Annotated in this window: 15 protein-coding genes and 1 tRNA gene; 9 read left to right on the forward strand and 7 right to left on the reverse strand. The window is 65.2% G+C overall.

Annotation, left to right across the window (positions count from 1 at the left end):
• Positions 1-31 precede the first annotated feature (31 nt).
• On the forward strand, positions 32-511 hold the full coding sequence (locus tag J2Y55_RS26885; RefSeq protein ID WP_310159565.1) for a hypothetical protein: 480 nt from the start codon (positions 32-34) through the stop codon (positions 509-511).
• A gap of 130 nt (positions 512-641) precedes the next feature.
• Here J2Y55_RS26885 and J2Y55_RS26890 read toward each other — a convergent pair whose 3' ends face one another.
• The 3 genes from J2Y55_RS26890 to J2Y55_RS26900 all read right to left on the reverse strand — a co-directional run bounded on the left by J2Y55_RS26890 (position 642) and on the right by J2Y55_RS26900 (position 3,350).
• Entirely contained in the window at positions 642-1,466 is an 825-nt protein-coding gene (locus tag J2Y55_RS26890) for an AprI/Inh family metalloprotease inhibitor (RefSeq protein WP_310159566.1), read from the reverse strand.
• Positions 1,451-2,422 carry a 2-hydroxyacid dehydrogenase gene (locus tag J2Y55_RS26895; protein WP_310159567.1) on the reverse strand — a complete coding sequence of 324 codons (972 nt, stop codon included), beginning with the start codon at positions 2,420-2,422 and terminating at the stop codon, positions 1,451-1,453. The genes J2Y55_RS26890 and J2Y55_RS26895 overlap by 16 nt, the downstream gene beginning before the upstream one ends.
• Positions 2,423-2,588: 166 nt before the next feature.
• Complete coding sequence (locus tag J2Y55_RS26900) at positions 2,589-3,350, reverse strand: FadR/GntR family transcriptional regulator (RefSeq protein WP_310159569.1); 762 nt, start codon at positions 3,348-3,350, stop codon at positions 2,589-2,591.
• A 259-nt stretch (positions 3,351-3,609) separates the two neighbouring features.
• On the opposite strand from J2Y55_RS26900, the gene J2Y55_RS26905 reads away from it, so the two are divergent.
• The 5 genes from J2Y55_RS26905 (at position 3,610) to J2Y55_RS26925 (ending at position 9,205) form a co-directional block, all read left to right on the forward strand.
• Positions 3,610-4,665, forward strand: a complete 1,056-nt coding sequence (locus J2Y55_RS26905; protein WP_310159570.1) for an ABC transporter ATP-binding protein — start codon at positions 3,610-3,612, stop codon at positions 4,663-4,665.
• A 174-nt stretch (positions 4,666-4,839) separates the two neighbouring features.
• Positions 4,840-6,141, forward strand: a complete 1,302-nt coding sequence (locus J2Y55_RS26910; protein ID WP_404979048.1) for an ABC transporter substrate-binding protein — start codon at positions 4,840-4,842, stop codon at positions 6,139-6,141.
• A 147-nt stretch (positions 6,142-6,288) separates the two neighbouring features.
• Positions 6,289-7,230, forward strand: a complete 942-nt coding sequence (locus J2Y55_RS26915; RefSeq protein ID WP_404979050.1) for a carbohydrate ABC transporter permease — start codon at positions 6,289-6,291, stop codon at positions 7,228-7,230.
• Positions 7,223-8,122 carry a carbohydrate ABC transporter permease gene (locus J2Y55_RS26920; protein ID WP_069688751.1) on the forward strand — a complete coding sequence of 300 codons (900 nt, stop codon included), beginning with the start codon at positions 7,223-7,225 and terminating at the stop codon, positions 8,120-8,122. The genes J2Y55_RS26915 and J2Y55_RS26920 overlap by 8 nt, the downstream gene beginning before the upstream one ends.
• A gap of 180 nt (positions 8,123-8,302) precedes the next feature.
• Positions 8,303-9,205 carry an NAD(P)-dependent oxidoreductase gene (locus J2Y55_RS26925; RefSeq protein ID WP_310159578.1) on the forward strand — a complete coding sequence of 301 codons (903 nt, stop codon included), beginning with the start codon at positions 8,303-8,305 and terminating at the stop codon, positions 9,203-9,205.
• An 8-nt stretch (positions 9,206-9,213) separates the two neighbouring features.
• On the opposite strand, the gene J2Y55_RS26930 is transcribed toward J2Y55_RS26925, so the two are convergent.
• The gene (locus tag J2Y55_RS26930; protein ID WP_310159580.1) at positions 9,214-10,218 is read right to left on the reverse strand and encodes a LacI family DNA-binding transcriptional regulator; all 1,005 of its coding nucleotides are present in this window, start codon (positions 10,216-10,218) and stop codon (positions 9,214-9,216) included.
• Positions 10,219-10,405: 187 nt separating this feature from the next.
• On the opposite strand from J2Y55_RS26930, the gene J2Y55_RS26935 reads away from it, so the two are divergent.
• Positions 10,406-11,317 (forward strand): NAD(P)-dependent oxidoreductase, encoded by a 912-nt coding sequence (locus J2Y55_RS26935; RefSeq protein ID WP_310159581.1) that lies wholly within the window; start codon positions 10,406-10,408, stop codon positions 11,315-11,317.
• Between the two features lie 23 nt (positions 11,318-11,340).
• Here the strand turns inward: J2Y55_RS26935 and J2Y55_RS26940 are convergent, their stop codons facing one another.
• Together J2Y55_RS26940 and J2Y55_RS26945 are read right to left on the reverse strand one after the other, a co-directional pair.
• Positions 11,341-12,084 carry an aspartate/glutamate racemase family protein gene (locus tag J2Y55_RS26940; protein WP_310159582.1) on the reverse strand — a complete coding sequence of 248 codons (744 nt, stop codon included), beginning with the start codon at positions 12,082-12,084 and terminating at the stop codon, positions 11,341-11,343.
• 27 nt (positions 12,085-12,111) lie between these two features.
• A tRNA-Leu gene (locus J2Y55_RS26945) sits at positions 12,112-12,196 on the reverse strand.
• A 232-nt stretch (positions 12,197-12,428) separates the two neighbouring features.
• Between J2Y55_RS26945 and J2Y55_RS26950 the strand changes: the two genes are divergently transcribed.
• Together J2Y55_RS26950 and J2Y55_RS26955 are read left to right on the forward strand one after the other, a co-directional pair.
• A complete protein-coding gene (locus J2Y55_RS26950) occupies positions 12,429-13,040 on the forward strand; it encodes a YqaA family protein (RefSeq protein ID WP_310159583.1) in 612 nt (203 codons plus the stop codon).
• Positions 13,041-13,050: 10 nt separating this feature from the next.
• Positions 13,051-13,575, forward strand: coding sequence for a disulfide bond formation protein B (locus J2Y55_RS26955; RefSeq protein ID WP_310159585.1), 525 nt, complete (start codon positions 13,051-13,053; stop codon positions 13,573-13,575).
• A gap of 36 nt (positions 13,576-13,611) precedes the next feature.
• On the opposite strand, the gene J2Y55_RS26960 is transcribed toward J2Y55_RS26955, so the two are convergent.
• On the reverse strand, positions 13,612-14,844 hold the full coding sequence (locus J2Y55_RS26960) for an amidohydrolase (RefSeq protein WP_310159586.1): 1,233 nt from the start codon (positions 14,842-14,844) through the stop codon (positions 13,612-13,614).
• Positions 14,845-14,900: the final 56 nt, after the last annotated feature.

The raw sequence follows: 14,900 nt of genomic DNA on the forward strand, positions 1-14,900 counted from the left end.
TTGGGGCGCGATGGGTTTGGAGAGACAAGCCATGCCGCGCCTCAAGGTTCTGAGCAGAGAGACGAGAACGCTCCAGATCATGTACCAGATCGACCTGGCTGTCGGTCGAGGCTGCCCCAACAAGCGGGGTGACGTCCTGCTCGTCCAGTTCTTCATCCGGCTGCTTCAGGATCAGCCGCAGAAATTCGACGGCGAACAGTACAATTTCATTCCGAGCGGCGGCAGACAACTCAACATCGACGGCATCTGCGGCGAAGAGACGATTCGGCATATCGTCCATTTCAAGCGGGAACACGACAAGGGGGGTGCGTCCGGCGAGCAGGTGATGCTGAAGGATCAGCGCATCGACCCGATGGTGACGTCAAGTCCCTTCGGCGTTCGGACCGGGCATGTCCTTTCGATCCTGAGATTGAATCAGGATGCCGCGGAATCGATTGGCGCCGAGCGCTTTCGAAAGCTCTATGCCGAGCGGCTTTTTCCGCAGGAACTGAAGAACGAGTTCTTCATCTGAGTGCGAGAGCATTGTCGCGTTTCTCCGAAGCGCAGAAATGCTCTTGGCGCTTGTTTTATCGCATTTTCCTCACGCGAACCGGTGTCCGCTTCGCTCGAAAATGCTCCAAGCTTTTAGAATCCCACGTGATCTAAGGCAGCTTGCGCATCAGCAAGGGCGCGCCGACCGCCGGATCCTTGCGCCATTGTCCGCTCTCGAAGACGAGATCGAGGCTATGGCCCTTGCGTGCGACTAGGGTGAGCCGACCTGCGCCATAGCGCCATCCGGCGGGATCGAAGATCGTCAATCCGGTATCCTGGCACGGCCCTTCCAAAGCGGCCGGCGCGCGGTCTGGCGGACCGGGCGTCAGGACGAGCTTGCAGGCCTCGCGGTTCTGCTGGCGCATCACCGAATAGCGGCCGGGCAGGGTGTCGGCGGCAGGCGCGCGCGCCGGATCGATAGCGGTCGGCCGCTGGGCTGCGATTGCAGCCGACTCCGCCGGGTTCGACGGCGCGCGGCGAGCCGCGCGCGGGTAACCCTTGGGGTCGAGCGAATATTGCTGCCCGTCCGCCGTCTTGCCCTGCAGCCCGGCCTCAGTACCTGTCCGGCCGAAGGCGAGCACGGTCTTGCCGGAGCTGTCGTCGAGGCGCGGGGCGCCATCGGGTGTGACGCTCCAGGCGGCGACCTGGTCGAGCAGCGGTAGCGCCCGGCGGCAGATTGCGGGAAAGCGCACCTGCCGGCCATTGCCGGCAGGCTCGATGCCGAGCGTGATGGTGCATTTGCGCGATGCTCCGACCCGTTCCAGGTCCCAGGCGCCGAGCAGCGGGCGAAGGCTGTCGGGCGCCTTGTCGGCTCCGCGCGGCGGGGCCGGGGTCTGCGCCTGGGCGGCGCACGCGAATGCGACCAGGCCTGCCGCGAGCAACGGCAGGCCACGCATCCCGTGGGATTTGCGCTGCAAGCTCAGGCCTTTTTCCATGGCGTCTCGGGAACCGGGGTGAGGGGTCCCTTGCCATCGAACCATGACAGCAGGTTGTCGACCACAAGCTGGCCCATCTGCTCGCGGGTGTGGACCGAGGCCGAGCCGACATGGGGCAGGAGCACGGCATGCTCGATCGCGATGAGCTCGGCGGGCACGCGCGGCTCGTCCTCGAAGACGTCGAGACCGGCCGACAGGATCGTCTTGTTCTGCAGCGCCGCGATCAGCGCCTTCTCATCGATGACGGTGCCGCGCCCGACATTAACGACGATGCCGTTGGGGCCGAGCGCCTTCAAGACCTCGGCATTGATGATGTGATGGGTCGAGGCGCCGCCTGGCGCGACCGAGACCAGCGTGTCGACATCCGCCGCCATCTCGACCAGCGAGGGATAGTAGCGATAGGGCACATCGGCCTGGCGCGTGCGGCCGTGATAGGCGATCGGCACGCCGAAAGCCTCGAGCCGGTGCGCGACCGCCTTGCCGATGCGGCCGAGCCCGACGATGCCGATCGAGCGCTTGCGCAGCGAGGTCGTCAGCGGATAGGCGCCCTTCAGCCACTTGCCTTCGCGCAGATAGCGGTCGACCTGCGGCAACTGCCGGATCGTCGAGAGCAGCAGGCCGATGGTCAGGTCGGCGACCTCGTCGGAGAGCACATCGGGCGTGTTGGAGACGACAAGGCCGCGCTTGCCGGCCTCCGTCGCATCGACATTGTCGTAGCCGACGCCGAAATTCGCGATCATCTCCAGCTTGGGCAGGGCGTCGAACAGTGCCCCGTCGATCCTGATATGGCCGCCGCCGGCGATGCCGCGCACCCGCTCGCCGACCTCGCGCAGGAAAGCGGCCTTGTCCTCGGCCTTCCAGAGCTCGTGCACGGTGAAGCGCGCCTTCAGCTGGTCGGCGGCATAGGCCATCAGCGGGCCCGTCATGATGATCTCGGTTGCGTTGGGCCGTGTCATGGCGTGCGTTTCCATCGTCTGGGGGAGAATGGGAGAAAACTTGATTCGGCGAATCTGAATCGATTAGATTGCGGCGTCGAGTGCTTCCGCGCGCAACTGCTGCCCATCTCTACACGTCCCGCGACGCGGGAAAAGCGCTGATGGGCGCATATGTAGTATGACTTATTCACGCGATTTTGTGGGTTTGCACGCTGCTGTTCGGCCCCAGAAAGGCCAGCGTCGAATTCAGGGCGTCGATCACCAGCGCTGTCATCCGCGAGGCCGCAAGGTCGCCGTCGCGCTGAATGATCGCCTCCAAGACGCGCTCATGATCGACGAGGGATTCGACGAAATAATTGCGGTCATCGGTCGATTTGAGCAGCAGCGTCCACTGAATCGCCGCGGTGACGACGCTCGTCAGGCATTGCAGGGCGGAGTTCTGCGTCGCGGCGAAAATCGCCTCATGGAAGGCGAGATCGGCCCGGATCGTCGCCTCGGCATAGGGCGGATTGTCGGTCATGCCGCGATAGGACGCCTCGATGCGTGCAAGGTCGGCGGGAGAGCGGCGGATCGCGGCAAGTCGCGCGGCGCTGGGCTCGACGAAACGGCGCAACTCGAAGAGATCGCGGATGAATTTCTCGTTCGGATCAGCCTTGAAATGCCAGGACAGGACATCAGGATCGAGCAGGTTCCAGCTCTCGCGAGGCGCGACGCGGGTGCCGCTTTTCGGCCGGGACTCGACCAGCCCCTTGGCGGTGAGCACCTTGACCGCCTCGCGATAGGCGGTGCGCGAGACCGAGATCTCGGAGCGCAACGCGTCCTCATTGGGCAAGAGCTCGCCGGCTTTGAAGGTTCCGGAGATGATGGCGACAGCGAGTTTCTGCGCGACCTGCCCGAACAGGCGGTCGGCGTTCAAGGTCGTCGGCCGCGAAAAATCGCGCACCCGCATCGTCTTGGCGTTCCTTCCGCATTGCAACAAAACGCGCCGGGAAACCCGGTGCCTTCACTGCGCTTCCGGCGCTTGACACGCCTGTCCGTATCGTATGACTTTATCGCAGATGAAATTGGACGCAACAGGCGTGGCCTGGACTGCGGCCATTGGCATCGATCGGTCACAAGAAGCCGATAGAGCAAGCGGCGTGGAACGCTCGGGCCTTGGTCCGGACGGCACCATGTCCTCGGGGAAGCAAGTCCAAAGGAAGGCTCACATGGCCTCAGTCCAGATTGCCGACGTGCGCAAGGCCTATGGTACGACGCAAGTCATCCATGGCGTCGACATCGACATCAGCGACGGCGAATTCGTCATCCTCGTCGGTCCGTCCGGCTGCGGAAAGTCCACCCTGCTGCGCATGATCGCCGGCCTTGAGAACATCTCCGGTGGCGAAATCCGCATCGGCCCGCGCGTCGTCAACGACGTGCCGCCGAAAGAGCGTGATATCGCCATGGTGTTCCAGAATTATGCGCTCTATCCGCATATGACGGTGGCCGACAACATGGCCTTCTCGATGAAGCTCCGCAAAGCTCCGAAGGCCGAGATCGACGAGCGCGTCGGCAAGGCGGCGGGGATTCTCGGGCTCGACAAATTGCTCGACCGTTATCCGCGACAGCTCTCCGGCGGCCAGCGCCAGCGCGTCGCCATGGGCCGCGCCATCGTGCGCGATCCGCAGGTCTTCCTGTTCGACGAGCCGCTCTCCAATCTCGACGCCAAGCTGCGCGTGCAGATGCGCACCGAGATCAAGGAGCTGCATCAGCGCCTGAAGACCACCACGGTCTACGTCACCCACGACCAGATCGAGGCCATGACCATGGCCGACAAGATCGTCGTGATGCATGACGGCATCGTCGAGCAGATGGGCGCCCCGCTCGATCTCTACGACAAGCCCAACAACCTCTTCGTCGCCGCCTTCATCGGCTCGCCCTCGATGAATCTGCTGAAGGGCACGATCAAGCCCGAGGGCTTTGTGACCGAGGGCGGTGTCACCTGGCCGATCGGCAAGCACCCGGCGGATTCGAACGGCAAGGCCGCGGTCTACGGCATCCGGCCCGAGCATTTCCGGCTCGACCCCAACGGCCTGAAGGCCGAGGTCGTGGTCATCGAGCCGACCGGCTCGGAGACGCAGGTGGTGGTGCGCTGTGGCGGCCAGGAGATGACCTGCGTCTTCCGCGAGCGGATCGATGCGAAGCCCGGCGAGAACATCGGCATCACGCCCGACACCAATGTGACGCATCTCTTTGATGCGGCGACAGGCAAGCGGATCGACTGAGTCCGGCTTCGCGAAGCCGGCAGCAAGCAGTCCAGGCGATCAGGAGAAACGATATACGACATCAAGCCCAGCCCATTCCTTCGCGAACGGGCGGGGCTGACAGGCAAACCGGATGATCCGGTTCAAGGCGGCCGAAAAAGAGCTGCCGGACCCATATCCCCAGGGAGGATGACAATGAATTTCGATCGTAGATCGCTGATCAAGGGCGGTGCTGCGCTGGGCCTCGGCGCCGGCACGAACCTGCTCGCCTATGCCAAGGCCTGGGCGCAGGCCTCGCCGTTCAAGGTGGAGCCGAACGCCAAGATCAACCTGATGCGCTGGAAGCGCTTCGTCGAGGCCGAAGACGTCGAGTTCATGAAGCTCGTCGCGGCTTTCGAGGCGGCAACCGGCGCCAAAATCACCGTCACCAACGAATCCTATGACGACCTGCAGCCCAAAGCCTCGGTCGTGGCCAATACCGGGCAGGGACTCGATCTGGTCTGGGGTCTCTATTCGCTGCCGCATCTGTTCCCGCAGAAGTGCCTCGATCTCTCGGATGTCTCGAAATATCTCGGCGAGAAGCATGGCGGCTGGTTCCCCTCGGCGGAGGCCTACGGCAAGCTCGGCAACAAATGGATCGGCATTCCGATCGCCGCCAGCGGCGGCCTGGTGAATTACCGCATCTCCTCGATCAACAAGGCCGGCTTCAAGGAATTCCCGAAGGACACCGCCGGTTTCCTCGAGCTCTGCAAGGCGCTGAAGGCGAACAATACCCCGGCGGGCATGGCCTTCGGCCACGCCTCGGGCGACGCCAACACCTGGCTGCATTGGCTGCTCTGGAGCCATGGCGGCAACCTCGTCGACAAGAACGACAAGGTCGTCATCAACTCGCCCGAAACCGCCAAGGCGCTCGAATACAGCAAGGCGCTCTACGAGACCTTCATTCCCGGCACGGCTTCGTGGAACGATTCCTCGAACAACAAGGCCTTCCTCGCCGGCGAATTGCACACCACCGTCAACGGCATCTCGGTCTATGTCGCGGCCAAGAAGGAAAAGCCCGAGATGGCGGCCGACATGGACCACGCCTATATGCCGATCGGCCCCGTCGGCAAGCCGACCGAGCTGCACCTGCCCTTCACGATGCTCGCTTTCCAGTTCACCAAGGTGCCGAATGCCTGCAAGGCCTTCATCGCCTTCATGCTGGATGCGCCGCAGTTCAACCCGTGGATCGGTGCGGCGCAAGGCTACCTGTCGCATTTCCTCGGCGAATACGACAAGAACCCGGTCTGGACCGCCGATCCGAAGACCACGCCCTTCCGCGATGTCGCCAAGCGCACGCTGACGCCGGCGGGCCTTGGTACGCTGGGCGAGAAGGCGGCCTCGGCGATCGCCGACTTCATCGTGGTCGATATGTTCGCGAACTACGCCACTGGCCGCGAAGACATCAAGGGCGCCATGGCCGGCGCCGAGCGACAGGCCAAGCGCATCTACCGCTGAGCCTGGACAATTGCCTGCCACCGCCCGCTCCGGCGGGCTGTGGCAGGCCTCTCCCGGCGCATGCTTTCGCATCACAATCCGGCCCGCCTGGCCGGACCCGTTTTTCATCCTGACACCGGAATAGCGATGGCCAATTCAGCAATCGAGATGCCGGCCGGAACGACCAGGAGCAGGAGCGGGCGCTCGGCCTGGCAGAAGCTGTGCAGCAGCCGCAACTGGCTCGGATTCTGGTACATGGTGCCCGCTGCCGGCATCCTGATCCTGTTCCTCGGCTACCCGCTTTTCCTCGGCGTCTGGCTCTCCTTCACCGACACCAAGATCGGCCGCGCCGGCGAGTTCATCGGCCTGGAGAACTATGAGTGGCTCGGTGGTGACAGCGTCTTCTGGATGTCGGTGTTCAACACGCTGCTCTATACGGTGGTCGCCAGCGTCGCGAAGTTCGCGATCGGGCTTTATCTCGCCTTGCTGCTCAACAAGCACCTGCCGTTCAAGGCCTTGATCCGCGCGCTGGTGCTGATCCCCTTCATCGTGCCGACGGTGCTCTCGGCCATCGCCTTCTGGTGGATTTACGATTCGCAGTTCTCGATCATCTCCTGGTCGCTGCGGCAGCTGGGCTGGATCGACCACAACATCAACTTCCTCGGCGATCCCTGGAATGCGCGCTGGTCGACGATCTTCGCCAATGTCTGGCGCGGCGTGCCCTTCATCGCGATCACGCTGCTGGCGGGCCTGCAGACCGTCTCGCCCTCGCTCTATGAGGCGGCGACGCTCGACGGCGCCACGAACTGGCAGCGCTTCCGGCACATCACCTACCCGCTGCTGACCCCGATCATCGCGGTGGTGATGACCTTCTCCGTCCTGTTCACCTTCACCGATTTCCAGCTGATCTGGGCGTTGACGCGCGGCGGCCCGGTCAACGCGACCCATCTGATGGCGACCTTGTCCTATCAGCGTGCGATCATCGCCGGGCAGCTCGGCGAGGGCGCGGCGATCTCGACGGCAATGATCCCCTTCCTGCTCGCTGCCATCGGCATCGCCTGGTACGGGCTCCAGACACGCAAATGGCAGCAGGGCGGCAGCAATGACTAGCATCGACGCCGGCCATCGCGCCGCCACCCAGGACCATAGCGAGGGGATGGCCTATCTCGAGACGGTGCCGAGCCGCATCGTCACGACCTATATCCCGCTGTTCCTGATCCTCGTCGTGCTGCTGTTCCCGTTCTACTGGATGGCGTTGACGGCGGTGAAGCCCGACAACCAGCTCATCGACATGGACAGGGTCAGCCCGTTCTGGACCTGGACGCCGACCTTCAAGCACATCCACAAGCTGCTGTTCGAGAGCGACTATCCGCGCTGGCTCTGGAACACGATGTTTATCGCCAGCTGCGCCACCTTCATCTCGCTGGTGGCCAGCGTGCTCGCGGCCTATGCGATCGTGCGCCTGCGCTTCAAGGGGGCCCAGACCGTCGGTGCGCTGATCTTCCTGGCCTATCTCGTGCCACCCTCGATCCTGTTCATTCCGCTGGCGACGGTGATTTACAATGTCGGCCTGTTCGATACGCCTCTGGCGCTGATCCTGGTCTATCCGACGATCCTGATCCCGTTCTCGACCTGGCTCCTGATGGGCTATTTCAAGACCATCCCCTTCGAGCTTGAGGAATGCGCCCTGATCGATGGCGCCAATCGCTGGCAGATCCTGACCAAGATCATCCTGCCGCTGGCGGTGCCGGGCCTGATCTCGGCCTTCATCTTCTCGTTCACGCTGTGCTGGAACGAGTTCATCTACGCGCTGACCTTCCTGTCTTCGACACAGAACAAGACGGTGCCGGTGGCGATCGTCAACGAGTTCGTCGATGGCGACATTTATCGCTGGGGCTCGCTGATGGCCGGCGCACTGGCAGGCTCCTTGCCTCTGGTCATCCTCTACGCCTTCTTCGTCGAGCATTACGTGTCGGCGATGACCGGGGCGGTGAAGGAGTAACCTTCGGCGAGTGGTCTTTCTACATGATCACCGCGCTGTCATCCCGGCCGAAGCGGCCCTTGGGTCCGGCCTCTGGCCGGCCCAAGGACAGGCTCTGCGCGGAGTTTATCCTTGGGCCGATTGAAGATCGGACCCGAGGGCTCCGTCCGGGACGATGCCAGCATAGGACATAGCGAACAGATGCCGACCACCCCCCTTTCCATCGCCTTCGTCGGGCTCGGCGCCATGGGCGCGCCGATGGCCGAGAATCTCATCAAACGGCAGTTCCGCGTCACCGGCTTCGATATGCGCGAAAGCGCGCGTGACGCGCTGGCGGCTGCCGGCGGGCACGCAGCCGACAGCGCCAAGGCTGCCGCATCCGGCGCCGATGCGCTGGTGCTGATGGTGGTGAACGCCGCTCAGGCGCGCGCGGTGCTGTTCGAGGCCGGCGCGCTTGCCGCGCTCAGCGACGGTGCGGTCATCATGCTGATGGCGACCTGCCCGCCCGGCGAGGTCGAGGCGATCGCGGCCGAGGTCGTCAGATCCGGCCGGCATTTCGTCGATTCGCCTGTTTCGGGCGGTGTGGTCGGAGCAAAGGCCGCGACGCTCTCGATCATGGTCGGCGCGCCGCAGGAGAGCTTCGACAAGGCCAGGCCCGTGCTCGACGCGATGGGCGACAAGGTCTTCCATGTCGGTGAGAGGCCGGGGCAGGGCGCGACGGTGAAGACGGTCAACCAGCTGCTCTGCGGCGTGCATATCGCTGTAGCCGCCGAGGCGCTGTCGCTGGCGGAAAAGGCGGGCATCGACGGGCGCGTGCTGTTCGAGATCATGGGTGGCTCTGCGGCGTCCTCCTGGATGCTCAGGGATCGCGGCCCGCGCATGCATGAGCCGGATCCGACGGTCGCCAGCGCCGTCGACATTTTCGTCAAGGATCTCGGCATCGTGCTCGATGCCGGGCGTGCGGCCAAGACGGCGTTGCCGCTGGCCGCCGCCGCCCACCAGATGTTCCTGGCGACCTCGGGGCTGGGCCATGGCGCGCGCGACGATTCGCAGGTCGTGCGGGCCTATCGTGCGCTCAACGCCAAGCCTGCGAATGATCCGTGAAACCAGGCTCAGCGCCTGGGCGGAGCGGTCGTGGCGCGCAGCACGAGCTCCGGCGTCAGCAGCAGGCGGCGCGTCGGGGCGTCGGGCTCGGCGATGCGCTTGATCAGGAATTCCGCGGATCTGCGGCCCATCTCGTCCTGAAAATTCCTGATCGTGGTCAGGGCCGGATACCACTGCGCGGCCTCCTGAACGTCGTCGCAGCCGATCAGCGAGAAATCGACGCCCGCCTCCAGCCCGCGATGACGCAAGCCCATCATGGCGCCAAACGCGGTCAGGTCGTTGAAGCAGACGGCGGCGGTCGGCGGGTCGTCGACGTCGAGAACCGCCTGGATGCCCTTGAGGCCGTTCTCGCGCGTGCCATAGGCGGAATAGACGATAGCCGGGTCGAGCGGCATGTCGTGCCGCGCCAGCGTCCCGCAATAGCCGGCGTAACGGTTGCGACCGGTCGAGATGCTCTGGCTCTCGCCGAGAAAGGCGATGCGGCGGTGGCCGAGCGCGATCAGATGCTCAACGGCCAGAACCGTGCCCTGGCGGTCGTCGGAGCCGACGAAATCGAGGTCGAGCCCGATGATCTCGCGCGAGAGCTGGACGAGCGGCACGCCCGCCGCGATCAGATGGTCGAAAGCCTCGGGCGTGCTGCCGCCGGCCGCGCAGATGATCATGCCGTCGGGGCGGTATTCCTTCAGCGTGGAGAGCACACGGTCCTGGCGCTCCAGGCTCTCGGCATAGGTGCCGAGCAGGATCGAGCGGCCATGAGCGGTCGCCGTCTCCTCGATCGCGGCCAGCAATTCGGCGAAATAGGGGTTGGTGATGTCGTGGAAGCCGACGCCCAGGATGTTGGTCCGGTCGGTCCGCAGGGAGGCGGCGCTGCGGTTGTAGCTATAGCCCATCTCGCGGGCGATCTGCTGGACGCGCGTGCGCGTCGCCTCCGCGACCAGCGGCGAGCCGCGCAGCGCCAGCGAGACCGTCGCGGTCGAGACCGAGAGATGGTCGGCGATGATCTGCAGGGTCACGCGTCCACGACCGTTGGGGACGGCCGGCGGGTTCGCGGTCCTGCCGGGGGGCGTCGTTTCGGGCGGAGGCCCTTTGCCGGTCATGCGCGCTTCTCCAGAAGCGGAATCAAGACCTCATAGCCTGTCCCGGGCCCGGCCATTCCGTCACTCGATGATGTCATTCTCATAGAAACAGGAGAAATTGAAGATGAGCGCAAGCAAAGAGTCCATCGGTTTCATCGGCGTCGGCCTGATGGGCCAGGGCATGGCCCGCAATCTGGTGGATAAGGGCTTCCCGCTGACCGTGATGGGCCACCGCAACCGCAAGCCGGTGGAGGCGCTGGTCGCGGCCGGCGCGAAGGAGGCCGGGACGCCGAAGGAATTGGCGCAGAACGCGACGATCATCTTCCTGTGCGTCACGGGCTCGGCCCAGGTCGAGGCCGTGGTGAACGGACCCGACGGCATCGCGGCCGGGGCCAGGCCCGGGACGGTGATCGTCGATTGCTCGACCTCCGATCCGGGCGTCACGGTCCGGCTCGCGGCCGAGCTGGAAGCGAAGGGCCTGCATCTCGCGGATGCGCCGCTCGGCGGCACGCCGGCGCAAGCGGCGCTCGGACAGCTCTCGGCGATGGTCGGCGCCGCGCCCGAGGTGTTTGCGCGGATCAAGCCGGCCTGCGAGGCCTGGGCGCAAAAGGTCGTGCATCTCGGCCCGGTCGGTGACGGCCACAAGATGAAGCTGCTCAACAACTTCCTCTCGATGGGCTATGCCGCGATCTACTCGGAGGCGCTGACGCTGGCGCAGAAGATCGGCATCACGCCGCAGACCTTCGACAGCGTTTTGCGCGGTAGCCGGATGGATTGCGGCTTCTACCAGACCTTCATGCAATATGTGCTGGAGCGTGACCGCGACGCCCACAAGTTCACGCTGGTCAATGCGTTGAAGGATGTCCGCTATCTCGAGAGCGTCGCGAATGCGGCTGGTGTACCCAACCCGGTCGGCAATGCGGTGAAGAACGCGTTTGCCTCGGCGGTCGCGGCGGGGAAGGGCGAGGATTACGTGCCGATGCTGTCGGACTGGATCGCCTCGCAGAACGGCATCTCGCTGGCTGGGAAGGGCTGAGCGTAAGGCCGCTCAGTCCTGGCTCAAGGCTTGAGCAGCAGGCTTGCAAGGCGCTCCGACAGCCCCTTGCTGCCGACCGGCGGGGGTAGCGCCAGATCGCCGCTCTCCGGCTTGGTCGATGGCGCCCGCATCGCCGCGAGCACGGCGGCGATGCCGGTCTCGACCGAGCAGAGCACGGGGATGTCGACGAGGGGCTGGACGCGCGCCGCCAACCCCGCGAGCCCCGCTCCGCCGAGAATGACCGCGCCGGCGCCGTCGCGCTGCGCTGTCTTGCGGCAAGCCGCCGCGAGGAGCGCGATCGAGCCTTCCGGATCGCGGGCGATGTCGGCGCCTGTCGGGGCAACGGTCTCGACGGCGGCGAGGCGCTCGCCGAGCCCGAGCATCCCAACGAATTCGTGCAGGATCGGCCCCCAACGCTCGCCGCCGGTGACGATCGAGAAGCGGCCGGCCTTTTGCGCGGCGGCCTTGCAGCTTGCCTCGGCCATGCCGATGACGGGTATGGGTGCGAGCTCCTTCAGCGCGAACAGGCCGGGATCGCCGAAGCAGGCCAGATAGACCGCGTCGCAGCCCTCGCCATGTTCGGCATAAGCCTCGAGCGCGGCATGGGCGGCGATCGCGCCGGCGCTGCGGCTGGCGATGTACTGCGCGCCGAACCGCCCGGTGGCGGCTTTCAGGGAGACGCCTGCCGGCAGATGCGGCGTGACGACGCGGACGACCAGATCGGTCATCTCCGGCATCGTGTTCGGATTGATCAGGAGGATACGCAAGGTCGCTCCGGCATGGAAAGCCGGCTGTGGTGCCCCTGGCCGGAATCGAACCAGCACTCCTTGCGGAACTCGATTTTGAGTCGAGCGCGTCTACCAATTCCGCCACAGGGGCCCTTGCAGGCGGGCGGGACTATAGCGATCGAACGCGCGCGGTCAATGCGTCTGCCGCACTGCGTGAAATTGCATATCGGCTTGCGCAAACGCATGGACGAGCGGACGGCTGCACACCTACAGCATCGGACCGAGTATCGTATTCGGCCCGATACTGTAGCTCTTTGATTTTGCATCGGCTTCTTCCGAAAACCGCATTCCACTTTTCGGGCCGATGCTCTAGTAAACCCGCCATGATCAAGCGCCTCTACGAATGGACCATGTCCCTCGCCGCCCGGCCGCGCGCCGAGCTCTGGCTCGCCGTGGTCGCCTTCGTCGAGAGTTCGTTCTTTCTGATCCCCGCCGATGTGCTGTTCGTGCCGATGGCGCTGGCGCGGCCGGCCCGGGCCTATCGCTTGGCCCTGGTTGCGACGGTGTTCTCCGTGCTTGGCGGCATCGCGGGCTATGCTATCGGCTATTACGCCTTTGAAGCGCTGGCGCGGCCGGTGCTCGCCTTCTACGGCAAGCTCGGCGCTTTCGAGGCCCTGCGCACTTGCGCCGGGCCCGACACCACGCTGATTCTGCTGACGACCTCGGGGCTGGCGCATCTGCCGCCGATCAAGGTGGTGACGATCCTGGCCGGAGCGGTGCATATCGGCCTTGGCTTCTTCATCCTGTCCTGCGTGCTGGCGCGCGGCGCGCGCTTCTTCGCGCTCGCCTTCCTGCTGCGCCGTTTCGGCGAGACGATCCGCCATTTCATCGAACGTCGCTTGAAAGTGATCGCTGTCGTCGCGGCTGCTTTGCTGATTGCGCTTTATTTCGGCCTCAAGCTGGTTGCAGGTTCCGGGCAGTTCCTCTCCTGCTGAGCGCCTTGCCATGACAAGTTCGACCCTCGACCGAGCCAGCGCCGATAGCTCGGTCTCTCCAGCCCGCGTGATCCTCTTGATCGGGCTCGGCTGCCTCGCTTTGATCGCGGGCGCCTGGTTCTTCGAGCTGGTCCTGGGCCTGCAGCCCTGCAAGCTCTGCCTCGAGCAGCGCCTGCCGCATTACGCTGCGATCGGGCTTGCCGCGGCGGGGCTGGTGCTGGCGCGCTCGCTTCGGCTGCAATGGCTGGTGCTGCTCGGGCTTGCCGGATTGATGGCGTGGAGCAGCTGGCTCGGTTTCCACCATGCCGGCGTCGAATGGGGCTGGTTTGCCGGCCCCACCGATTGCGCCGGCGCTGCGCCGACCGTTGCCGGCGTGCAGGACTTCATGAAGCAGCTGCAGACGGTGAAGGTCGTCTCCTGCACTGAAGCCGCCTGGCGCTTCCTGGGCCTGTCGCTTGCGGGCTGGAACGCACTGGCCTCGCTCGTGCTGCTGGTCGCGGCCCTGTTCGGGCTGGCCCGGGCGCGGAGCGCCTGAGGCGCTCCGCGGGATTAGGCTTGATTGGGATGGCGCTCAGGCGGCTGCGGCCTGCCAACCCTGGCCGAGCTCTTCGCTGACGACATTCACCCAGTAGCGAACCCCGTCGGGGATGATGGCGTCATTGAAATCATAGCGCGGCGTGTGCAATCCGGCGAAGGAGCCGTCGGCGGCGACGCCATTGCCGATCCGCATGAAGGCGCCGGGCTTGACCTCCATCATCTCGGCGAAGTCCTCGCCACCGGTGCCGGGCCTGATCGCGCCATTCACATTGGCTGCTCCGACCGAGCTGGTCGCCGCGGCGACCGCGACCGCGACCTGATCGGGCTGGTTGAGCAGGGCGCGCGGCCCGCGATGATAGGAGGCCTCGGCGGTGCAGCCCCAGGCCTGGGCGGTGGCCTCGGCGATCTCGGCGATGCGACGCTCGATCAAGGCGCGGATCTCGGGCGAATAGCTGCGGGCCGTGCCCCCGATCTTCAGTTCCGAGGGAACCACATTGGAGGCTTCCGTCGAGCCGGAATGGATATAGCCGACGCTGATCACGGCGGTGTCGAGCGGTGGGACGTTGCGGCCGACGATGCCCTGCAGCCCGAGCACGAAATGGGCCTGGGCGTAGGTGATGTCGGTGGAGAGATGCGGCTGTGAGCCGCCATGGCCGCCGACGCCGCGGAAGGTCACGGCCCAGCTGTCGGCCGCGGCCAGCATCGGGCCGTTGCAGGTGCCGAAATGCGCGACCGGCATGCCCGGCGTGTTGTGCAGGCCGTAGATCGCGTCGCAGGGAAAGCGCTCGAACAGCCCGTCCTTCAGCATCGCGACCGCTCCGCCACGGCCTTCCTCGGCCGGCTGGAAGATCAGGTGCAGCGTGCCGCCGAAATCGGGATGGGCGGCGAGATAGCCGGCCGCGCCCAGCAGCATCGTGGTGTGGCCGTCATGGCCGCAAGCATGCATCTTGCCGGGATATTGCGAAGCGTAGGGGAGGCCGGTCTCCTCGTTCAGGGCAAGGCAGTCCATGTCGGCGCGCAGGCCGACGGCGCGCTGGCCGGCTCTGCGGCCCCTGATGACGCCGACGACACCGGTGCCGCCAATGCCCTCGGTGACCTCCACGCCCCATTCGCGCAGCTTGGCTGCGACCAGGGCGGCAGTGCGATGTTCCTCCAGGCCAAGCTCGGGATGGGCATGGATATCGCGCCTGATCGCGGTCAGTTCCGCATGGTGCTGATCGAGCCACTGGTCCAGGGCAGTCTTGTGGTCCAGGGGAGTCTTGGTCATCGTCATCCTCGGCTTGATCAGTGGCGTCCGCGTGCCTGATTGTGCCGTGGATACAA

Source organism: Allobosea sp. BE125 (assembly GCF_031456075.1).
In the GTDB taxonomy this organism is placed as follows: Bacteria; Pseudomonadota; Alphaproteobacteria; order Rhizobiales; family Beijerinckiaceae; genus Allobosea.